Source organism: Propionicimonas sp., assembly GCF_034927565.1.
Lineage (GTDB): Bacteria > Actinomycetota > Actinomycetes > Propionibacteriales > Propionibacteriaceae > Propionicimonas.
On record NZ_JAYFPT010000047.1, the window covers coordinates 90,222 to 111,069 of the forward strand.

Here is a 20,848-nt window from a genome sequence, read left to right on the forward strand (position 1 = left end):
CGTGAGCGTTCTCCCGTACCTGAAACCGACCACCCGGAAACGTCTGGGGAGGTCGGCCTCCTACGTCGTCGCCGTGGTCGTCCTGCTGGTGATCGCCCTCCTCGTGGACTGGCAGCAGATCCAGCAGCAGTTCCTCAACCCGGAATACGCCCTCCAGATGTGGCCGGCGATCCTGACCACGGCGCTGAAGAACACCCTCATCTACACCATTTCGAGCTTCATCCTCGGCTCGATCCTGGCGGTGCTGCTGGCGATCATGAAGCTGGGCGGTGGCCCGCTCGGCTGGTTCGCGTCAGCCTTCATCGAGTTGTTCCGCGGTATCCCGGCGCTGCTGACCATCTTCACCGCTGCCTATGTGCTGCCGATCGCCTTCAACGGGTTCCAGATTCCCGGTGGCGGCCCGGGGGCCGGCATCGTCGCCCTGACCATCGTCACCGGCGCCTATGCCGCAGAGATCGTCCGGGCCGGCATCCAGGCGGTGCCGGTCGGACAGACCGAGGCGGCTCGATCGCTGGGCATGGGTGCGGGGCAGACCACCTTCTGGGTGGTACTCCCGCAGGCCATGCGGATTGTGATCCCGCCGATGACCAACGAGTTCGTCATGCTGCTGAAGGACACCTCGCTGCTGTTCGCCGCCGGGTTCGCGGTGACCGAGAAGGAGTTGACCACCTTCGGCCAGGATGCGCTGAGCACCACCGGCAACGCCACCCCGATCGTGATGGTCGCTGCGGCCTACCTGATCGTCACCCTGCCGCTGACCTGGCTGGTCGGCAAGCTCGAGAAGAAGCTGGACCCGAAGCGATGAGCAACCTCTTCCCGGACCTGAACTCCACCGAACCGCCGATCCAGATCAGGGATCTGCACAAGAGCTTCGGCGACAACGAGGTGCTCAAGGGGATCGACCTGACCGTCCAGCAGGGCGAGGTGGTCTGCGTGATCGGCCCGTCCGGCTCGGGCAAGTCGACCCTGCTGCGGTGCGTCAACCTGCTGGAACAGCCCACCAAGGGCTCGGTCACGCTGCTGGGCGCGGAAATGACCGATCCTGACGTCGAACTCAACCAGGTGCGCACTCACGTCGGGATGGTGTTCCAGTCGTTCAACCTGTTCCCGAACATGACCGCGATCGGCAACTGCATCATCGCCCAGCGCCAGGTGCTCAAGCGTTCCAAGGCCGAGGCCATCGAGATCGCCAAGAAGAACCTGGAACTGGTCGGCCTGGCCGACCGGATGAGCTACCACCCGGCCAAGCTCTCCGGCGGCCAGCAGCAACGGGTGGCGATCGCCCGGGCACTGTCGATGGATCCGCGGGTGATGCTGTTCGACGAGCCGACCGCCGCACTCGACCCCGAGTTGGTCGGCGACGTGCTGACCGTCATGCGGGATCTCGCCGAGGCCGGGATGACCATGATGGTGGTCACCCACGAGATGTCCTTCGCTCGCGACGTCTCCGACCGGACGATCTTCATGGACGACGGCGTGATCGTCGAGCAGGGCCCGTCGGCAGACCTGATCAACGCCCCGCAGAACACCCGGACCCAGGTCTTCCTCAAGCGGGTGCTCGATCCGACGCATGTCGCCGAACTGGGAGAGACCGAGCCCGAATGAGCCAGCCCGGCTGACCGGGACATCGCAGCGTCCGCCGACCGTGCCGGCCCCGATTGGGGTCGGCGGTCGGCAGCCTGCGCAATGCCGCCTAAGATGGGTCCGCCGAATAATGACTACAACCAGGGAGCATGAGCGCCGTGGGCTTTATGGACAAGCTGTTGCACATGGGCGAAGGCCGCCAGCTCAAGAAGCTGAGCGTGGTCGCCGACCAGGTGAACGCCATCGAACCCGACTTCATCGAGATGTCGGACGAAGAGCTCCGTGGTCAGACCGACGAGTTCAGGCGCCGGCTGGAGGCCGGTGAGAGCCTCGACGACATCATGCCCGAGGCCTTCGCCACCGCCCGCGAGGCCAGCAAGCGGGTGCTCGGCAAGCGGCACTTCGACGTCCAGATCATGGGTGCCGCCGCGCTGCACTGGGGCAACATCGCCGAGATGAAGACCGGCGAGGGCAAGACCCTGGTCGCCGTGCTCGCGTCCTACCTGAACGCCCTGGAGGGCAAGGGCGTCCACGTCGTCACGGTGAACGACTACCTGGCCAAATTCCAGTCCGAGCAGATGGGCCGCATCCACCACTTCCTGGGCCTGCGGGTGGGCGCGATCCTGTCCCAGATGACCCCGGCCGAGCGCCGCGACGCCTACGCCGCCGACATCACCTACGGCACCAACAACGAGTTCGGCTTTGACTACCTGCGCGACAACATGGCGCTCTCGCTGGACGACTGCGTCCAGCGCGGCCACAACTTCGCCATCGTCGACGAGGTCGACTCCATCCTGATCGACGAGGCGCGTACCCCGCTGATCATCTCCGGCCCGGCCGAGGACAACTCGTCGTGGTATCCCGAGTTCGCCACGCTGGTCGCCGGCCTGCGCCGCGACGTCCACTACGAGGTGGACGAGAAGAAGCGGACGGTCTCGGTCCTGGAGCCCGGCATCACCGCCGTGGAGGACCGGCTCGGCATCGAGAACCTCTACGAGAGCGTGAACACGCCGCTGATCTCGTACCTGAACAACGCCATCAAGGCCAAGGAGCTGTTCAAGCGCGACAAGGACTACGTGATCCTCGACGGCGAGGTGCTGATCGTCGACGAGCACACCGGACGTACCCTGATCGGCCGCCGCTACAACGAGGGCCTGCACCAGGCGCTGGAGGCCAAGGAAGGCGTCGAGATCAAGGACGAGTACCAGACGCTGGCCACGATCACACTGCAGAACTACTTCCGGATGTACAACAAGCTCTCCGGCATGACCGGTACCGCCAAGACCGAGGAGTCGGAGTTCCAGAAGATCTACGGCCTGGGCGTCCTGCCGATCGCCACCAACATGCCGATGATCCGGGTTGACCAGACCGACCTGATCTACCGCAGTGAGCAGGCCAAGTTCAACGCGGTCGTCACTGACGTCGCCGAGCGCTACGCCAAGGGCCAGCCGATCCTGATCGGCACCGCCTCGGTGGCCAAGTCCGAACTGCTCAGCAAGGCCTTGAAGAAGGCCGGCGTGAAGCACGAGGTGCTGAACGCCAAGGAGCACGAGCGTGAGGCGGCGATCGTCGCGCTGGCCGGACGCAAGGGCGCGGTCACCGTGGCCACGAACATGGCCGGCCGTGGCACCGACATCATCCTGGGCGGCAACCCGGAGTTCCTCGCCGACCAGGTGCTGCGCAACAAGGGCATCGATCCGGTCGAGGACCCCCAGGAGTACGAGACCGCCTGGCCAGCCACGCTGAAGGAGATCGAGACGCAGGTCGCCGACGAGCACGACGAGGTCGTGGAACTCGGCGGACTGTACGTGGTGGGCTCCGAGCGGCACGAATCCCGCCGGATCGACAACCAGTTGCGGGGTCGTTCCGGACGTCAGGGCGACCCGGGGGAGAGCCGGTTCTACCTCTCCCTGGAGGACGACCTGATGCGGCTGTTCAAGTCGGACGTGATCGACTGGGTGATGGCCGCGCTGAAGATCCCCGAGGACGTGCCGATCGAGCACAGCCGGGTGACCAAGTCCATCCAGCAGGCCCAGGAGCAGGTCGAGGCGCAGAACTTCGAGATGCGCAAGAACGTGCTCAAGTACGACGACGTGATGAACCGCCAGCGGCACGCCATCTACGGCGACCGCCGGCGCGTCCTGGAGGGCGCCGACGTGGAGGCCCAGCTGCGCGGCACGGTCGCCACCGTGGTCGAGCAGTACGTCCGCAACGCCACCGAGGGCTTTGCCGACGACTGGGATCTCGACGCGCTGTGGACGCAGTTGCGCACTCTCTACCCGGTCAGCCTTGAGCTGAAGGAGTACGAGGGCAGGCAGAACGACCTGACCGTCGAGGAACTGGTCGCGGACTTCCAGGCCGACGCCCAGACCGCCTACGGGGCGCGCGAGGAGTTGCTCGGCGAGGACACCATGCGCGAGTTCGAGCGTCAGGTGCTGCTCAGCGTGCTTGACCGCAAGTGGCGCGAACACCTCTACGAGATGGACTACCTGCGCGAGGGCATCGGCCTGCGGGCGATGGCCCAGCGCGACCCGCTGGTGGAGTACCAGCGCGAGGGCGGCGACATGTTCAACGCCATGATGGGCGCTTTCATGGAGGAGGTGGTCGGGTTCCTGTTCAACCTGAACGTCCAGGTGCAGCGCGAACCGGAGCCGGCCGGCGTGGTCGCCACCGGGCCCGACCCGGACGTTCCCGGGGCGCAGGAGAGCCATCTTGCCCGCTCGTCGATGGCACAGGAGTCGAAGCTGACCAGGCGTCCGACCCTGCAGGCAAAGGGCCTGCAGCCCCGGGCGCAGCGGCCGGTGAACTACTCCGCGCCCAGCGAGACCGGCGAGACCACCGCGACCCGGACGGCGACCGTTGACGACCCCTACGCCGGGGTCGGGCGGAACGATCCCTGCCCGTGCGGCTCGGGCAAGAAGTACAAGCTGTGCCACGGCCGTCCTGGGGCGGTCGCCTGAGGGGTGCCCCGGGGCTCAGGCAGCCCGCCGAGCCCGGGAAGGGTGCAGCGCCAACTCCACGCTGCTGACCCGCCACCGTCCTGCCTTCAGGTCGAGCCGCAGTGCTGCCGCGCAGCAGCGTCCGTCCAGGGCAAGCACAGCCGCGACCTCCACAGCACGGTCGTGGGGTTGCTGGACCCTGACAGACCGCAACCGCAGACCGGGTGCCGACAGGCTGTGGCACAGCTGGTCGAGCCGGTCACGGGTCCGGTTGTCGAGCCAGGCGGCCAGTTGGTGGAGCGAGCGCCGGCCGGCCAGTGTCTCGACCACGGCTGCCGTGATACCCCGCGCCAGCCGGTGCAGTGCAGGGTCGAGCTGCGGGATCGGCTGTGGGTCGGTTTCTGTCAGCGGTAACAGCGGGTGTGCCCCGGGTTGCCGGACCGGTTCCAGCACCCGGTGGGCGACCGGCCGGTTGGGCGGGGCCGGGCGAACCGAGACGACCGGTTTCATGACCACACCTCCGGAGTAGGGAAGCTCCCACGGTGCCAGTCGGCAGACACCGCGCGCAGCTGCCCTGTGGATAGCCGCGGGGCGACGGCGATCGCTTATCGGGGTCTCGGCGCTGGGGCTGGCGCTAGGCATACTCGGACTCGCGTCGCCTGTGCAGGCTGAGGAACCAAATCCGGATCCTGGTGCACCGGCGCAGAATCATCTACGGCTGCCAAGCAGGTTCACTCGCCCCAGCATGACTGCAAGGACACCGATTTCGGCCCGAGCGTCACCGCGGGCGTGACCACTCAGGCGTCCTCAAGCACCACCTGGAGTAGCCAGACGTCGTGGAAGTCCGGCAGCGTGAACAACGACTACGCCGTGGGCCACGAGGATGTCTGCAACGCGTCCTACGTCCAGAAGTGGGATCTGACGTCACAAATCAAGACGGCCCTGGACTCGGGCACGAAGATCGGGATCGGGATGAAATCGTCCGATGAGGGCGACAAGAACGGCTGGCGTCACTACAAACAGGTCAAGGGCACCTCGACGACCGGGGCGGACGGGTCGGTGACCTCGACCTGGTACCCGCGGATCGTGATTGACTGCCGCGGGAAGGCTACCGCCCGCCCCTACCCACGACCTCCAGCGCGAGAACCAGCCAAACCGCCGCAAGGATCGCTGGGTACGCAGGACCAGTCACCCACCCGCAGCGAACCAGCCCACACACGATCAAAACACGTGAGGCACGCGGTCAGGTTTCGCGATCAACTTGACGTGAGGTGGGCACTTCTCTAACTCCGGCGTAGCTGCTGGGCGTACACGTCGAGGACGGCGAGGATGCCGTCATGTTGGTAGATGCGATTGCGCCGGAACCCTGACCGCTCCACGAGAACGCCGGTGCGGACCAATTGGTCGAGGGCCCGCTGGGCGGCCATCTCGTTCATCCCGAGTCTGCGAACCAGGAACGGGGCGTTGATCACCGGGTTGGCTACCAGGTGGGGCAGCACCCGCCAGGCGACAGCGTTTGACCTGATGCCGGACATCCTCTGGCGTGCGTCGTCAACCTGGGCCGCGAGGCTGTCAACCAGTTCAGTTCCGGAGTGGGCGGCGAACAGCGATGCGTCGGTGAAAGTGGCGATGATCGATCCGGCATTGCCTCGGCGGTACGCGGTGAGCGCGTCGAAGTAGCCCTCGGTGTCGCGGAGGAGTCCGGCTGAGATGGGGGCGGTCGTTGAACACATGACCCCCTTGGCGCGCAGCATGGCGTGCACGAGTGCACGGCCGGTTCGTCCGTTGCCGTCGGCAAACGGGTGAATCGTCTCGAACTGGGCGTGGGCGATCGCAGTGTGGGCGATCGCGGGGAGATCCTGCCGCTGCATGAACCTGACCAGGTCGGCCATCGCCGGCTTGATCCTCTCTGGCTGCGGCGCAACGTGCGAAGCGCCCCTCGGAGTCAAAGCGGACGTTCCGACCCACACCAGGCCTTCCCGATAGGCCCCAGCGTGACCCTCCCAGCCCGCCTGGCCCAGGAGAAGTTCTCGATGCATGGTCAGAACGGAGCTCTCGTCCAGGTTGTCGGCGAGCTTCAGCGCGGCCTCCATCGCGCGCACGTTGGCGGTGACGGTCTGGGCGTTGTCTGACTTGGCCTGGCCGAGTTCGGCGAGCGCGAGTTGCTTGGCGCCGACCGTGAGGTTCTCGATCTGGGAGCTGGACGTCGACTCGGTACGGAGCAGGATGCTGCTCATCGGACCGATCCTGGGGTCATCAAAACCAAGCACGAGGCGGGAGTACTGGTCGAACTGGCTCAGCGCGGCTTCGGCTTCGGCGAGGTCGGCGGCCAGCGAGGCTGGCAACTGAGGTTCGTATTCGGCGATCCGGGCCGGGATCGCCGACAGGTACGGCCCGTTCGCGGCCGCGAGAGCGGTTCGAGATGCCGGGGAGCCATGGTGATCGACACGCCAGTTGTGCTCTTCGCCCTGGACCGCGGGGATGGCAACTTCTGTTGGTGGTGGAGCATCCTTACTCACAGTTAAATCGTAACCGTTAGTAAAGTGGTCCACAACTCACGGGTACCTGGCAAGTGCCGGGCGTCGCCCACGACCCGGCCGAAGCCTGCAGGCCTGGTCGGACGTCGGAGGCCGCTACGAGGGCACCGGCTGGCGCGCCATCGGCGCCCTGCTGGCCTCGCCGGAACCCGCGGCCCGACAGCTCGTCGACGAGACCATCGACATCCTCGGCCAGGCCCTCGGCGGGCCGGCCAACCTCACCAACCCCCAACGCGTGGAGATCGGCGGCTGGGTCGGCCAGCGCCTGATGGAACAGCACGCGTCCCGGCTGGAGGACGCCATCCGCAGCCACGCCCTCGACCGGCCCGGGCACCAGTTCGACCTGCTGCCCACCACCTGCGCCGCCGCTTCGCCCAGCACGGTGAAGTTCCACAGCAGCGCGTCCCGACGCTGCCGGTCGTGGGCGACTGCCTCGGCGCTCAGCCCCGCGACCAGCAACCGGGCTTGCTCGGCGGCGTCGATCATCTCCGCCAGCAGCAGATCACGCGGCTGCATAAAGCGGCTGCGCTTCCCGAATGACGGCATCACGGAGTCGCGGGTTCAACGCGCCGTGGGAAACCAGATCGACGGGCCGGCCAAGCATCTCGGTCAACTCCACGGCGAGGTCTTCGATGGCCCATCCGAGCCGAGCGCCCGGCGCGAGCGTGTACAACAGGTCGACATCGCTGTTCTCGGTGGCCGTGCCGCGAGCAACCGAGCCGAAGACGTCCAGCCGCGCGATCCCGTAGCGCTGGCACAGCGTCCGCAAACGCTCCTGGTCAACCGGCACGATCGTCATACCCAAAAGTCTATCGTGCACGATCTGTGGAGAGCCGTCAGACAGGGGTCGAGGCAGAACACCGGGTCAGCGGGCCAGAAGTCGGACGCATGGCAGTTTTGCCCCGCCGGGCCTGGGCCGGCCGTCGATATGCCGCTGCGCCCCGTCGGCGACCAGTTCGTGCGGATGCTCTCGCGGCGACCCGGGCGGACCGCCAACCCCCTAGGCTGGCGCCCGGGGTCGAGGGAAGGGGAGCGTCGTGTCGACCATCGGCTGGGTCGGGATCGCCATCGCTGTCGTCGGGGTCGCGGTCGGGGTGTTCTTCCTCGTCCGGCATCGCCGCTATGTCGCTGCGGTGACCGCGCGGGGCTGGACACGGGTGGCGCACCCCGGCCTGGAGTCCTGCTTCGACCTGCAGGCGCCGCCGTTCGGCCTGGGCTATGAACGCGACCTCAGTGACCTGGTCTCCGGGAGCACGGCGTCCGGCACTCCGTTCCGCTCCTTCAAGTACTCCTACCGCGGTGCCGGGCCGCGGTTCTCCGAGCGGGTGGTAGCCCTGCAATTGCCGTGCGCGCTGCCGTCCACCTTCATCGCCGGCAAGCGCCACCGGGTGGGCATCGCCGGGCAGGAGGTGGCCGGCGATGGCCTCAGCGTGGTCTGTGCCGTCCCGGAGCTGGCCGCGGCGGTGTTCGCGGCGGTCGGCCCGGCAGTGTCCGGGCTGGTAGCGACCGAGGGCGGGCTGAACCTGAGCATCGATGGCAACCACCTGGTCGCCGTCGACACCCCGAAGCAGCCCGACGACCTGGAGGCCTTCCTGGCGCTGCTGGAGCCGGTCGCGCGGTCTCTGACGGGGCTGTCCGGGTTCGCCGTGGGGCTGCCGGTGCCCGGCTTCACCTTCTTCGGACGGCCCGACTGGCAGCTGGTCGGAACCGACGACGCGGTGCTGGACTACTACCCCCGCCGCCACGGTGGCTACGCCCATCGCACCGAGGACCTGGTGCGCGGCTCCCGCGACGGCATCCGGCTGGACGCCTTCGAGCACCACTGGAAGGAAGACCACACCGAGACCACCACCGACGCCAACGGCAACACCCAGACCCGCACCGTCACCGAGAACAAGAGCGAGGCGATCTGCGGCTTCCTGCTGCCGTTCTCGTTGCCGGCGCTCTCGATCGACGGCGGGCTGTGGGCGGGCCGGAAGGTGAAGTTCGAGAGCATCGACTTCAACAAGGAGTATTCCGTCCGGGCCGCCAACTCCAAGTTCGCCTCCGACGTCATCCACCCCCGGATGATGGAGTGGATGCTTGCCAGCGGAGCCCCCGGGTTCGCGGTCGACGGCCAGGTGGTCAGCTTCCCGGTTGGTGTTCACGACCTGCTGCAGGTGGGGGCCTGCGAGGACACCCTGCACGGCTTCCTGCGCCGGATCCCGCGGTTCGTCTGGCAGGACCTCGGGCTCACCCCGCCGACCAACCTGATCGAATGAGGTGTGGGTAGGGTGAAGCCATGAGCGACGTCGTGTCCGTCGCCGAGGCAGCCCTCCTCGCGCGCGACCAGGAGGCCCAGCCGTGGAAGCAGGCCTTCGTCTGCCTGCTGGACGGCCCGCTGTCCCGGGAACAACTCATCGACCGGATCACTGACCGGCTCGACTACGCGCCGCGGTTCCGGCGCAAACCGACCGGCTGGCCGGTGGCCGCCTGGGCGGACGACCCGGCCTTCGTGGTGTCCGGGCACGTCCGCGAGCACAGCCTGCCGCCGGACCGGCCGCTGCAGGACTGGCTGGCCGAGCGGCTGGCCACCCCCTTCGACCACGGCCACCCGCTGTGGGAGGCCTGGCTGGTGCACGGCGCGGTCCGCTCACTGCCGGCGCTGGTGGTGTTCTCCCACCCGGCGCTGGTGGACGGCTACGACAACGTCCACCTGCTGCAGGAGCTCTTCGACGAACAACCTGCGCCAATCACCCCACCAGCTCGGACGTGGCGGCCGGGGTCTGCCGCCGAACCCGGCCTGGGTGATCTGCTCGGACGGTTGGGCGACCCGCTGCGGGTGCTGCAGGACGCCGGCGCGGGCCTGACCGGCCTGGTGGAGAACGCGGTGCGCTCGGCCGGGGCGGCCCCCCGTCCCCACCACGTGGCTGGTGTGGAGGTCGACCTGGCCACGCTGCGCCGGGTGCGGGAGTCGTTCGGCTGCAGCACCCACGACGTCCTGCTCACCCTGGTGACCGCCGGGGTGCGCGGCTGGCTGGTCGACCATGGCCGCCCGCCGGAGGACGTGGTCGCGCTGGTGCCGCTGGCCGTGGAGGAGCCGGACGTGCTGGGCAGCGCGATCGGCGCCCGGATCGCCCCCCAGTGGATCGCGCTGCCGGTCTCGGAGATCAGCCCACAGGCCCGGTTGCGGGACATCGCCACCCTCACTCGGGCCCGACTGGACACCGGAATGTCGGTGCCGGCCACCGAGCTGCGCGACCTGGCCGGGTTCGCGCTGCCGACCCTGCACTCCCTGGCGGCCGCAACGGTCGCCGCCGGCCGGCCGCACACCGTCTTTGTGGCCAACGCCCCCGGCCCGGCGGCCCGCCGCTACCTCGGCCCGGCCCGGGTGACCGGGGTGTACGGTCTGATCGCCACCACCGACGAGCAGGAGTGCACGGTGTCGATCAGCAGCTACGCCGGCCGTGTCACCATCGGCATCACCGCGGTCCGCGAGGTGCGTCACTTCGCCCGCGACGTCAGCAACGAGCTCGGCGCGCTGCGGGCGGGGGAGTGAGATGACCTCGCTGGTGTTCGTCCCGCTGGAGCCTGCCGAACTGCGGGCCTGGGCGGAAGCCGGACGGCTGGCCGGCCCGCACGGCGGCTATGCGGTGACCCCCGCCATGGCCGGCGCCTTCGGGCTGGACGACCCGGGTTCGGAGGAGGCGGAGTACACCGCGCTCTGCGTGGCCTCGGTCGCCGGCCTGGTGGCCCACGGGGTCCGGATCGTCGCGGTGGCGCAGGCCGAGCCGGTGGTGTCGGAGGACGAGTTCGGCGGCGTGCTGGTCACCGACCTGCGGTTCACCGCGGTCACCTCACTGTTCGGCGAGGATCCCGATGACGGGCCAGCCCGGGCGGCTGTGGCGGCAGTGGCCGGTCTGAGCCTCGCCGAGGCCTGGGAGATACCGGCGGTGACCTCCCTGCTGGCCGACACCGACCTGCTCTGGTACGGGCCGGGGGAGTGGCAGGTTCTGGCCGGCTGAGCGGTCGGTTTCGGGTAGATTCGGCGCTATGGATGCGATCACCACGGTTCCCCTGCCCGCCAACGAAAAGGTCCTCGGTTATGCTCCCGGCAGCCCCGAACGAGCCGACCTGGTGCAGGCCCTGGAGTCGACCGCCTCCCACACCGAGGAACTGGACGCCTGGATCGGCGGTGAGTTCCGTCCCGGAACCGGCGACCACGCCCTTGAGGTGCGGATGCCGTCCGACCACTCCGTGCTGCTGGGCACGGCGCGGCAGGCCTCCGCAGATGACGCCAGGGCCGCGATCGATGCCGCCGTGGCCGCCAAGCACGACTGGGCGGCGATGTCCTTCGACGACCGTGCGGCGATCTTCCTGCGCGCCGCCGAACTGCTCGCCGGGCCCTACCGGGCGCGGGTCAACGCTGCCACCATGCTCGGTCAGGGCAAGACCGCCCAGCAGGCCGAGATCGACTCCGCCTGCGAGCTGATCGACTTCCTGCGGTTCAACGTCGGCTTCGCCCGCGAGCTCTACGCCCACCAGCCGGACAGCTCCGCGCTGGTCTGGAACCGGATGGACTACCGCCCGCTCGAAGGCTTCGTCTATGCCATCACCCCGTTCAACTTCACCGCCATCGCGGGCAACCTGCCGACCGCGCCGGCGATCATGGGCAACACCGTGATCTGGAAGCCGGCCCTCACCCAGCAGCGGGCCGCCACGGTGGTCGCCCAGGTGCTGGCCGAGGCCGGGCTGCCCGCCGGCGTGATCAACATGCTGCCCGGGCACGGCGCCGAGGTGTCCTCGGTGGCGCTGGCCCACCCCGAGTTGGCCGGCATCCACTTCACCGGCTCCACCCGGGTCTTCCAGAGTCTGTGGGCCCAGATCGGCGGCAACATCGCCAGCTACCGCTCCTACCCCCGGATCGTCGGCGAGACCGGCGGCAAGGACTTCGTCCTGGCCCACCCCAGCGCCGACCCGGCCGCGCTGGTCACCGCGCTGATCCGGGGCGCCTTCGAGTACTCCGGACAGAAGTGCTCGGCCGCGTCGCGGGCCTACCTGCCACGCAGCCTGTGGCTGGCGATCAAGGACGACCTGATCGCCCAGACCGAGGCGCTGAGCGTCGGTGACGTCCGCGACTTCGGCAACTTCACCTCCGCCGTGATCGACGAACGGGCCTTCGACAAGCTCTCCGGCGCGATCGAACGTGCCCGGGTCAGCGCGGACGCCGAGATCGTCGCCGGCGGCTCCTACGACCGGGAGCAGGGCTGGTACGTCCGTCCCACCCTGATCACCTCGGACAACCCGACCCAGGAGATCTTCACCACCGAGTACTTCGGGCCGATCCTGAGCATCTTCGTCTACCAGGACGACAGGTTCGACGAGGTGCTCGACCTGGTCGACACCGCCTCGGCCTACGCGCTGACCGGTTCGGTGATCGCCACCGATCGGGCGGCGATCCAACAGGCCCAGACCAGGCTGCGCAACGCCGCCGGCAACTTCTACATCAACGACAAGCCGACCGGGGCGGTGGTGGGCCAGCAGCCGTTCGGCGGCGGGCGGGCTTCCGGCACCAACGACAAGGCCGGCTCGCTGTGGAACCTGATGCGCTGGGTGAGCCCGCGGGCCATCAAGGAGAACCTGCTCCCGCCGACCACCACCGGCTATCCGCACATGCTCCCCGAGGCCTGATCGGCTCAGGGCTGTCGAGCCGTGACGCCGGGCAGCCCTCAGCCCCAGGTCTGGGCCACCCCGGACTGGACGGCGAGCGCCTCCAGCAGCAGCGGGGCGGCCTGACGCTCCAGACCCGGGCCGACCAGCGGGATCGAGACGGTCAGGTCGCCGTCGTAGGCCAGGGCGGAGCCGGAGCCCTGCGGAGCCAGCGTCACCCGTCCGCTGAGCCGGACCGGCATGCCCTCCACGGTGACGGTCGTGGTGCCCGTCCTGGTCTGACCCGAGGCGGCGGCGTCCCACTGGATCTCGTCGGCCACGGTGAGTGTCGGGCCGGTGAACCGCTGGATCACCGACGGACTCTGCATCACCCGGCGGGCGCCGGTGCGCAGACCCTCGGCGAACACCCGGTACTCGATCGGATGAGTGGCGGCACACACCGCGTCCAGAAACTCGGGATCGAGCAGCATCGTGAAGGCCGCGTCGACCGGCTGCGGGAACGCATGGGTGGTGCTGATCTGCATGGCGCCCATTCTTGCCCACCGGGCCGGATTCGGTTCCCGGCCTCGCCGTGGCTAGTGTGGAGGTGTCGGTCAAGCCAGTCAGCGAGGACGTCTTTCGATGCTCAGCAATGAGGGGGAGCCAGCCTCCGCCGCCGGATCCCTCACCCGGTTGGAATCCCTGCTCCGATCCTCCTTCCCGCCCCCGGCGGAGCTGGACCGGGCGGACTTCTGGTCGTTCTGCCAGCAGTACCTGGAGCATGTCGGCGGCGACGAGATCGCGGCGCTGCCGACCGCGACGCTGGCGGGGATGATCGCCGCCCACCTCGAGTTGGGCCGGCACCGCGAACCGGACGACCACCGGCTGCAGGTGGTGACCCCCACCGCCGAGACCGACAGCTGGGACGCGCACGGCTCCACCTGGGTGCAACTGGTCACCGACGACCGTCCCTTCCTGGTCGACTCCCTGGGGATCGAACTCACCCGGCAGGGCTGGAGCCTGCGCCGGCTCTTCCACCCCCAGTTGATGGTCGAGCGGGACGCCGCCGGTGACGTCCAGGGGCTCGCATCCGAGGGCATCCAGGAATCCTGGATCGCCCTGGAGGTCTACCCGCCGCTGGGGGTGGCCGCAGCCGAGGCCACCCCCGACCTGCTGGCAGGGCTGCGGGCAACGTTGGACGAAGTGGCGGTCGTGGTCACCGACTGGCACCCGATGACCGAGCGTGCACTCCACGCCGCCGACCTGCTCGAGGCCGCCCCCCACCCCGCGACCCCGCGACGGGTGCGCAGCGCTATCGAACTGCTGCGCTGGCTGAGCGCCGGCCGGTTCGTCTTCCTCGGCTACCGCGAGTACCGGTGGGACGGCAGCACCTTCCAGCCGGTGTCCGGGACCGGGCTGGGCATGCTGCGTGGCGACGATGCGCCGGGCACCTTCCACGCCCTGCCCTCGCCCGGCGATCACGAGGCGCTGGTGCTGACCAAGGATCCGCGCCGTTCCCGCGTCCACCGCCGGGCCTATCTCGACTACGTGGGGGTGCGGTTCTACGACGCCGACGGTCAGCTGACCACCGAACACCGCTTCCTCGGCCTGCTGTCGGCCACCGCCTACGCCGAGAGCGTCACCCACATCCCGGTGCTGACGGCCAAGGCGGAGCGACTGCTGGCCCGCAGCGGCTACGCCGCCGACTCCTATGGCGGCCACGGCGTCCGGCAGGTGATCGCCACCTACCCGCGCGACGAGTTGATCCAGGCCGAGGTCGACGAACTTGCCCGGGTGGTCACCGCGGTCGCAGGGCTGCGGGAACGCCAGGTGGTGCGGGCCTTCCTGCGCCGCGACCGGTACGGCCAGTTCGCCACCGTGCAGATCTATCTGCCCAGGGAGCGGTACAACACCACCGTCCGGTTGCGAATCACCGACATCCTGCTGTCCGAACTGGGCGGGGAGTCGCTGGAGTACACCATCCAGGTCACCGAGTCGTCGCTGACCAGGCTGTTCTTCACCGTCCGGCTGGCGGACACGGGTTCGCACCCAGACGCCCCAGACGCCCTCGCCGAGGAGGCCAGGATCGGCGAGCTGGTCGAGCAGGCCACCCGGACCTGGGAGGACGGCTTCGTGGAGGCCGCTGCCCAGATGCCGAGCGAGGCGCGCGGGGTCGAGTTCTCCGAGGCCTACACCGAGGCGTTCACCCCGTCGGTGGCGGTCGCCGACCTGCGGCTGGCCAACCAGCTCGAGGACGCCGGCGAGTTGCGGTTCTCGCTGTGGACCCCGGAGGATCCCGACGACCTGGCCCACGTCCGGTTGAAGGTGTTCAGCCTGACCGAACTCGAGCTCAGCGAGGTGATGCCGCAGCTGTCGGTCTTCGGCGTGGACGTGATCGACGAGCGTCCCTTCGACTGGAATCTGCGCGGCCGCCGCTTGACGGTCTACGACTTCGGCCTGCGGCTGCCCGAGGGTGCCCCCGAGGTGGAGGAGTGGGACCAGGCCGCGCGTCAGCGGTTCATCGACGGCTTCGAGGCCTGCTGGCGCGGGCTGGCCGAACCGGCGCGGATGAACCGGCTGGTGCTGACCGCCGGCCTGGACTGGCGGCAGGTGACCTGGCTGCGGGCGATCTCGCGCTACCTGCAGCAGGCCGGCGTCGCGTTCAGCCAGCAGTACATCGCCAGCGCGATCCTCGCCCACCCCGAACTCGCCCGGCTGCTGGTCCAGGTGTTCCAGGCCAAGTTCGACCCGGCTGCCCACAGCGACCCGGACGATCGGCAGCGAGCGCTCACTCGGCTGGAGGCCGAGCTGGAAGCCGGGATCGACGCGGTGGCCAGCCTCGACCACGACCGCATCCTGCGGATGTTCCTGGCCGTGGTGCGGGCCTGCGTCCGCACCAACGCCTTCACCGCGGGAGAGACGGTGGCGCTGAAGCTGCTGCCCGGACAGCTTCCGCTGCTGCCCGAACCGCGACCGGCGTTCGAGATCTTCGTCTACTCGCCCAGGGTGCAGGGCGTGCACCTGCGGTTCGGTGCGGTGGCCCGCGGCGGGCTGCGCTGGTCGGACCGGGCCGAGGACTTCCGCACCGAGGTGCTCGGCCTGGTGAAGGCCCAGACGGTGAAGAACACCGTGATCGTGCCGGTCGGCGCGAAGGGGGGCTTCGTCCCCGCCCGGCTGCCCGATCCGTCCGTCGACCGCCAGGCCTGGCAGGCCGAGGGCGAGGCCTGCTACCGGATCTTCGTCGACGCGCTGCTGAGCGTCACCGACAACATCCGGGACGGGGAGGTGGTGCCGCCGCAGCAGGTGGTGCGCTACGACGGCGACGACCCGTACCTGGTGGTGGCCGCTGACAAGGGAACTGCCACCTTCTCCGATCTGGCCAACGCGATCGCTGTCTCCCGCGGCTTCTGGCTGGGCGACGCCTTCGCCTCCGGCGGGTCGAGTGGCTACGACCACAAGAAGATGGGGATCACCGCTCGTGGGGCCTGGGAGTCGGTGAAGCACCATTTCTGGCAGCTCGGGATCGACACCCAGACCACCGGGTTCACGGTCGCCGGGATCGGTGACATGTCCGGCGACGTCTTCGGCAACGGCATGCTGTGCTCGCCGCACCTGCGGCTGGTGGCAGCCTTCGACCACCGGCACATCTTCCTCGACCCCGATCCCGATGCCGCGGCCGGTTTCGCCGAGCGGCAGCGGCTGTTCGGGTTGCCGCGGTCGAGTTGGGCCGACTACGACAAGACCCTGCTCTCCGCCGGTGGCGGGATCTACCCGCGCAGCACAAAGCGGATCCCGGTCAGCGCGGAGGTCCGGCGGGCGCTCGGGATCGACGGCAGGACGAACCACCTGACGCCGGCAGAGCTGATCAGGGCGATCCTGACCGCGCCGGTCGACCTGCTGTTCAACGGCGGCATCGGCACCTATGTCAAGGCGTCCACCCAGACCAACGCCGAGGTGGGCGACAAGGCCAATGACGCCGTCCGGGTGGACGGCCGCCAGGTGCGGGCCAGGGTGGCGGCCGAGGGCGGCAACCTCGGCTGGACCCAGCAGGGCCGGATTGAGTATGCCGCGGCCGGCGGTCTGATCAACACCGACTTCATCGACAACTCCGCCGGCGTGGACACCTCCGACCACGAGGTGAACATCAAGATCCTGCTCGCCGCCGAACTGGCCGCCGGCCGGCTCGCGCCCGCCGAGCGCGACCCGCTGCTGGCCTCGATGACCCCCGAGGTCGCCCGGCTGGTGCTCAGCCACAACATCGACCAGAACAGTGCGCTCACCGGCGAGATGTCCCGGGCCGCCGAGCTTGCCGGGCAGCAGGAGGCCTGGATGCGCACCCTGGAGGAGGAGGGCTTCCTCGACCGTGGGCTGGAGGCGTTGCCGAGCAGCGAGGAGATGGCTCGTCGGATCGCCACCGGAGGGGCGCTCACCCGTCCCGAGGCGGCGGTGCTGCTGGCCTACACCAAGATCGCGCTCAAACAGTGGATGCTGGCCACCGACCTTCCCGAGGATCCCTACCTTGCCGACCGGCTGGTGGGGTATTTCCCCAAGCCGCTGCGGGAACGATTCGGCGAGCACATGCACGGGCACGTGCTTGCCCGGGAGATCATCACCACGGTCGCGATCAACCGGTTCGTCAACTCCCAGGGCACCACCGCCTACCATCGCCTGACCACCGAGACCGGTTCGCGGGTGGAGGACGTCATCCGGGCGCAGCTCGCCGCCCGGGCGATCTACAACGTCGGGCTCTCGGAGGTGCTGCTGGGCAGGATGGGCGACCTGGACGCCGGCCTGGTGGTCGAACTGCGGATGGAACTGCAGCGCATGGTGGAACGGGCGGCCCGCTGGCTGCTGCACAACCGCCGGGCGCCGCTGGCGATCCGGGCCGCGATCGGCGAGTTCGCCGAGCCGGTGGCGGAGGTCCGTGCCGACTTGCGACACCACGTCACCCCGACCCAGCAGCAGGCGGCCGAGGCGCTCTACCGGTCCTGGGTGGACCGGGGTGCCCCAGAAGAGCTCGCCTCGGCGATGGCCACCGCCACCTACTCCCACTACGCCCTCGGGATCGCCGCGATCGCCGGGCGGCTGGGGCTGGCGCCCGGGCTGGTCAGGGATGTCTTCTTCGCTCTCGGTCACCGGCTGGGACTGGACACGCTGGTCGACCGGATCGATGTGCTGCCCCGCCAGGTGCGCTGGGACGCGATGGCCAGGGCGGCGCTGCGCGACGACCTGCTCGCCGTCCAGGACGACCTGACCGCGGCCGTCCTCGATGGCGCCCCGGCGGGGTCTGGAGCCGACGAACTGGTGGACGCCTGGCTGGCGGCCAACCCGCGGGCGCAGACCCGGATCGAGACCCTGCGTCAGGTCTGCGAGGGCGAGCCGGATCTGGCCCGGATGAGCGTGGGCTTGGGGCTAGCCAGGGGGCTGCTGCCCTGATCAGAAGTTGGCTCCGGAATTCAGGGGTTGGCTCCGGGATGCGCTGGTTGACCTCGATGCCGCTGACACAAACCGGGCAGTAGAGGCACTTCGCGTGGATAATCCACACGCTTGGCCGCTACTGCCCGGTTTCTGTCACAGTGAAGCCGTCGGGCGGGCTCAGGGACGGACGCCCGGTTCAGCGCAGGATGGCCAGGATCTCGGAGCGCTCGGCCCCGTCCTCCTGCCAGGTGCCGATCAGGGTACCGAGCGGCATGGTGTGCGGGATGTGGTTGCCGTCCAGGACGCGGACCAACCGGACGGCCTCGGTGGCGGCATTGGACACCGGCGTGATCCCGCTGCCCTGGACGGTGGCGGTCTTCTCCCCGCGGGAGAGTTCGGCCTCGGTGTCGCCCTCGTGGATCACCCGGAAGGTCTCGATCGCGTAGACCGGATCGGAGACCGCGTCGTAGACGTAGCGGGTGCCCAGCACGGAGTGCTCGCTGGTGCCGATCAGGGCGTCGGTGGCATCCTCCAGCGGCGCCGCCCGGTAGGTCAGCGGTACCTGGTAGGTGACGCCTCCGGAACGCACCAGCAGGGTCTGGATGCCGACCTCGCCGTCGGGGTCGACGAACCGGAAGGAGCCGACCACCTCGAGGTCAGCGGGATCGCCGGCGAACCAGGGCTGTGCGCCGATCCAGCCGGCCAGCAATTCCAGCTTGCCGGGGGTCAAAGTTGCGTCGTGGATCTCTGCGGTGCCGCTCATGGTTCCTCTCCTGTCGGGCAGTTCTCAGGATATCGAATCGGCGCTTGTCATCGGTGCGAACCGAACAGGTTCCGGGCCGGATAGGCTCGATTCATGCGGATTGATCTGCACACCCACAGCCGGGTCTCCGACGGCACCGATTCTCCGGCCGGACTGGTGCAGGCGGCGCGCGCCGCCGGGCTCGACGTGGTGGCCCTCACTGACCACGACACCTTCGACGGACTGGCCGAGGCGATGGCCGCCGGTCCCGAAGCCGGCGTGGTGGTGGTGCCGGGGGTCGAGATGTCCACCCGGGTGGACGGGACCAGCGTGCACCTGCTCGGTTACGGCTGCCGGCCCGACGACGCTGCGCTGGGCGCCGAACTGGCGGCCGTCCGCCGGGGACGGGACGGGCGGGTGCCCGCCATGCTGCGCGCCCTGGAGGGCCTGGGCATGCCGATCCCGGCCGAGGTGCTGGAACGCACTCAGGCGGGCAGTCCGTCGATCGGGCGGCCGCATGTGGCCGACGCGATGGTCGAACTCGGCTATGTGGCCGATCGGCGGGCCGCGTTCGACGCCTATCTCCGCGACGGCGGGCCGGCCTATGTACCGCGCTACGCCCCAGTGCTGGCCCAGGCCATTGACCTGATCCACGCCGCCGGTGGCGTGACGGTGATCGCCCATCCCTGGGGGCGGGGGAGCCGTCCGTCGCTGTCGGAGTCGCGGCTGGCCCGGCTGGCCGCCGACCATGGTCTGGACGGGGTCGAGGTCGACCACTACGACCATGCCTCCCAGACCAGGCAGGAGTTGCGCCGGCTGGCTGAACGTCACGGGCTGCTGGCCACCGGCTCGTCGGACTATCACGGCACCGGCAAGGTAGGGCACCCGCTCGGCCTCAACACCACCGCGCCCGAGGTCCTGGCCGAGATCGAGCGCCGGATCGAGGCCGCTGGGGGGATCAGCCCGGCTCGCTGAGGGTCTGGGGCCGGTGGTGCCGTACCGGCCGCATGGCGGCGCGCGCCGGATCAGCCGCGCTGGCAGCATTGATAGGCTTGGCGGGCTGTCCAGACCTTGAAAGCGATGACCTGATGACCGACGACGTCCTCGATGCCGGCGACGAACTCGCCAACTCCACCTCGGATGCCTCGCTGCGCCGGACCGCGGCACGCAGCGCCGAGATCGAGGCCGAGATCGCCGTCAACCCGGGCCGGTTCCGGATCATGACCGGAGACCGTCCCACCGGCAACCTGCACCTGGGGCACTACTTCGGCTCGCTGGCCAACCGGGTGCGACTGCAGGACGCTGGGGTGGAGACCATCATCCTGATCGCCGACTACCAGGTGATCACCGACCGGGACGGCACCGGCCCGATCCGCGAGCGTGCCCTGGGCATGGTGGCCGACTACCTTGCGATCGGCATCGACCCGGCGAAGACGATCATCTACGCCCACTCGGCCGTCCCGGCGCTGAACCAGCTGTTGCTGCCCTTCCTGTCGCTGGTGACCGACTCCGAACTGCGCCGCAACCCGACCGTGAAAGCCGAACTGGAGGCGACCGGCGACCGTCCGCTGTCCGGGCTGCTGCTCACCTACCCGGTGCACCAGGCGGCCGACATCCTGTTCTGCAAGGCCAACCTGGTGCCGGTCGGCAAGGACCAGCTGCCGCACCTGGAACAGACCCGGGTGGTCGCCCGCCGGTTCGACGAGCGCTACGGCCGGGTCGACCCCAGCCGGCCGATCTTCCCGCAGGCCGAGGCGTTGCTCAGCAAGGCGCCCAGCATCCTGGGGTTGGACGGCAGCAAGATGAGCAAGTCGAAGGGCAACACCCTCGAGATCGGGATGGACGCCGACACCACCGCCAAGCTGATCAAGAAGGCGGTCACCGACTCCGACCGGTTCATCACCTACGACCCCGAGCACCGGCCCGAGGTGGCCAACCTGCTGCTGCTGACCGCGCTGTGCACCGGCCAGACGCCGGAGGAGATCGCGGCTGAGATCGGC

At 69.1% G+C, this 20,848-nt stretch carries 16 protein-coding genes; 10 read left to right on the plus strand and 6 right to left on the minus strand.

Annotated features, from left to right (window positions below; genetic code table 11):
• Window position 1: 1 nt before the first annotated feature.
• The 3 genes from VB080_RS09695 to secA all read left to right on the plus strand — a co-directional run bounded on the left by VB080_RS09695 (window position 2) and on the right by secA (window position 4,544).
• Window positions 2-805 (plus strand): amino acid ABC transporter permease, encoded by an 804-nt coding sequence (locus tag VB080_RS09695; protein WP_323418233.1) that lies wholly within the window; start codon window positions 2-4, stop codon window positions 803-805.
• On the plus strand, window positions 802-1,605 hold the full coding sequence (locus tag VB080_RS09700) for an amino acid ABC transporter ATP-binding protein (protein ID WP_323418234.1): 804 nt from the start codon (window positions 802-804) through the stop codon (window positions 1,603-1,605). Before VB080_RS09695 ends, VB080_RS09700 begins: the two co-directional genes overlap by 4 nt.
• A gap of 146 nt (window positions 1,606-1,751) precedes the next feature.
• On the plus strand, window positions 1,752-4,544 hold the full coding sequence (gene secA / locus VB080_RS09705; RefSeq protein ID WP_323418254.1) for a preprotein translocase subunit SecA: 2,793 nt from the start codon (window positions 1,752-1,754) through the stop codon (window positions 4,542-4,544).
• A gap of 15 nt (window positions 4,545-4,559) precedes the next feature.
• Here secA and VB080_RS09710 read toward each other — a convergent pair whose 3' ends face one another.
• The 4 genes from VB080_RS09710 to VB080_RS09725 form a co-directional block, all read right to left on the minus strand.
• Window positions 4,560-5,033: an Rv3235 family protein gene (locus VB080_RS09710; protein ID WP_323418235.1), complete on the minus strand. Its 474-nt coding sequence runs from the start codon at window positions 5,031-5,033 to the stop codon at window positions 4,560-4,562.
• A 773-nt stretch (window positions 5,034-5,806) separates the two neighbouring features.
• Window positions 5,807-7,042: a Fic family protein gene (locus tag VB080_RS09715; protein ID WP_323418236.1), complete on the minus strand. Its 1,236-nt coding sequence runs from the start codon at window positions 7,040-7,042 to the stop codon at window positions 5,807-5,809.
• A gap of 114 nt (window positions 7,043-7,156) precedes the next feature.
• Window positions 7,157-7,576: a hypothetical protein gene (locus VB080_RS09720; RefSeq protein ID WP_323418237.1), complete on the minus strand. Its 420-nt coding sequence runs from the start codon at window positions 7,574-7,576 to the stop codon at window positions 7,157-7,159.
• Window positions 7,563-7,859: a nucleotidyltransferase family protein gene (locus VB080_RS09725; RefSeq protein WP_323418238.1), complete on the minus strand. Its 297-nt coding sequence runs from the start codon at window positions 7,857-7,859 to the stop codon at window positions 7,563-7,565. The genes VB080_RS09720 and VB080_RS09725 overlap by 14 nt, the downstream gene beginning before the upstream one ends.
• A gap of 238 nt (window positions 7,860-8,097) precedes the next feature.
• On the opposite strand from VB080_RS09725, the gene VB080_RS09730 reads away from it, so the two are divergent.
• From VB080_RS09730 to pruA, 4 genes are read left to right on the plus strand one after another with little or no spacing between them, the layout of a single operon-like run.
• Window positions 8,098-9,321, plus strand: coding sequence for a hypothetical protein (locus VB080_RS09730; RefSeq protein WP_323418239.1), 1,224 nt, complete (start codon window positions 8,098-8,100; stop codon window positions 9,319-9,321).
• A 20-nt stretch (window positions 9,322-9,341) separates the two neighbouring features.
• Window positions 9,342-10,598 (plus strand): wax ester/triacylglycerol synthase domain-containing protein, encoded by a 1,257-nt coding sequence (locus tag VB080_RS09735; RefSeq protein WP_323418240.1) that lies wholly within the window; start codon window positions 9,342-9,344, stop codon window positions 10,596-10,598.
• A 1-nt stretch (window position 10,599) separates the two neighbouring features.
• Window positions 10,600-11,064 carry a DUF6912 family protein gene (locus tag VB080_RS09740; RefSeq protein WP_323418241.1) on the plus strand — a complete coding sequence of 155 codons (465 nt, stop codon included), beginning with the start codon at window positions 10,600-10,602 and terminating at the stop codon, window positions 11,062-11,064.
• A 28-nt stretch (window positions 11,065-11,092) separates the two neighbouring features.
• The gene (gene pruA / locus VB080_RS09745) at window positions 11,093-12,730 is read left to right on the plus strand and encodes an L-glutamate gamma-semialdehyde dehydrogenase (RefSeq protein WP_323418242.1); all 1,638 of its coding nucleotides are present in this window, start codon (window positions 11,093-11,095) and stop codon (window positions 12,728-12,730) included.
• A gap of 38 nt (window positions 12,731-12,768) precedes the next feature.
• On the opposite strand, the gene VB080_RS09750 is transcribed toward pruA, so the two are convergent.
• Window positions 12,769-13,233 carry a DUF2505 domain-containing protein gene (locus VB080_RS09750; RefSeq protein ID WP_323418243.1) on the minus strand — a complete coding sequence of 155 codons (465 nt, stop codon included), beginning with the start codon at window positions 13,231-13,233 and terminating at the stop codon, window positions 12,769-12,771.
• Between the two features lie 97 nt (window positions 13,234-13,330).
• On the opposite strand from VB080_RS09750, the gene VB080_RS09755 reads away from it, so the two are divergent.
• Window positions 13,331-18,124 (plus strand): NAD-glutamate dehydrogenase, encoded by a 4,794-nt coding sequence (locus VB080_RS09755; RefSeq protein ID WP_323418244.1) that lies wholly within the window; start codon window positions 13,331-13,333, stop codon window positions 18,122-18,124.
• Between the two features lie 178 nt (window positions 18,125-18,302).
• Here the strand turns inward: VB080_RS09755 and VB080_RS09760 are convergent, their stop codons facing one another.
• A complete protein-coding gene (locus VB080_RS09760) occupies window positions 18,303-18,869 on the minus strand; it encodes a CG0192-related protein (RefSeq protein WP_323418245.1) in 567 nt (188 codons plus the stop codon).
• A 93-nt stretch (window positions 18,870-18,962) separates the two neighbouring features.
• Here VB080_RS09760 and VB080_RS09765 point away from each other — a divergent pair, with 93 nt between their 5' ends.
• On the plus strand, window positions 18,963-19,823 hold the full coding sequence (locus tag VB080_RS09765) for a PHP domain-containing protein (RefSeq protein ID WP_323418246.1): 861 nt from the start codon (window positions 18,963-18,965) through the stop codon (window positions 19,821-19,823).
• A gap of 113 nt (window positions 19,824-19,936) precedes the next feature.
• Window positions 19,937-20,848: tryptophan--tRNA ligase (trpS, locus tag VB080_RS09770; protein ID WP_323418247.1), on the plus strand; the 912-nt coding region annotated here is incomplete at its 3' end.

What these genes read in the sequence shown, in the direction of transcription:
- VB080_RS09700 (WP_323418234.1), top strand. Translation starts at nt 802, where the DNA reads ATGAGCAACCTCTTCCCGGACCTGAACTCCACCGAACCGCCGATCCAG.
- secA (WP_323418254.1), top strand. Translation starts at nt 1,752, where the DNA reads ATGGACAAGCTGTTGCACATGGGCGAAGGCCGCCAGCTCAAGAAGCTG.
- VB080_RS09710 (WP_323418235.1), bottom strand. Translation starts at nt 5,033, where the DNA reads ATGAAACCGGTCGTCTCGGTTCGCCCGGCCCCGCCCAACCGGCCGGTC.
- VB080_RS09720 (WP_323418237.1), bottom strand. Translation starts at nt 7,576, where the DNA reads ATGCAGCCGCGTGATCTGCTGCTGGCGGAGATGATCGACGCCGCCGAG.
- VB080_RS09725 (WP_323418238.1), bottom strand. Translation starts at nt 7,859, where the DNA reads ATGACGATCGTGCCGGTTGACCAGGAGCGTTTGCGGACGCTGTGCCAG.
- VB080_RS09735 (WP_323418240.1), top strand. Translation starts at nt 9,342, where the DNA reads ATGAGCGACGTCGTGTCCGTCGCCGAGGCAGCCCTCCTCGCGCGCGAC.
- VB080_RS09740 (WP_323418241.1), top strand. Translation starts at nt 10,600, where the DNA reads ATGACCTCGCTGGTGTTCGTCCCGCTGGAGCCTGCCGAACTGCGGGCC.
- pruA (WP_323418242.1), top strand. Translation starts at nt 11,093, where the DNA reads ATGGATGCGATCACCACGGTTCCCCTGCCCGCCAACGAAAAGGTCCTC.
- VB080_RS09750 (WP_323418243.1), bottom strand. Translation starts at nt 13,233, where the DNA reads ATGCAGATCAGCACCACCCATGCGTTCCCGCAGCCGGTCGACGCGGCC.
- VB080_RS09755 (WP_323418244.1), top strand. Translation starts at nt 13,331, where the DNA reads ATGCTCAGCAATGAGGGGGAGCCAGCCTCCGCCGCCGGATCCCTCACC.
- VB080_RS09760 (WP_323418245.1), bottom strand. Translation starts at nt 18,869, where the DNA reads ATGAGCGGCACCGCAGAGATCCACGACGCAACTTTGACCCCCGGCAAG.
- VB080_RS09765 (WP_323418246.1), top strand. Translation starts at nt 18,963, where the DNA reads ATGCGGATTGATCTGCACACCCACAGCCGGGTCTCCGACGGCACCGAT.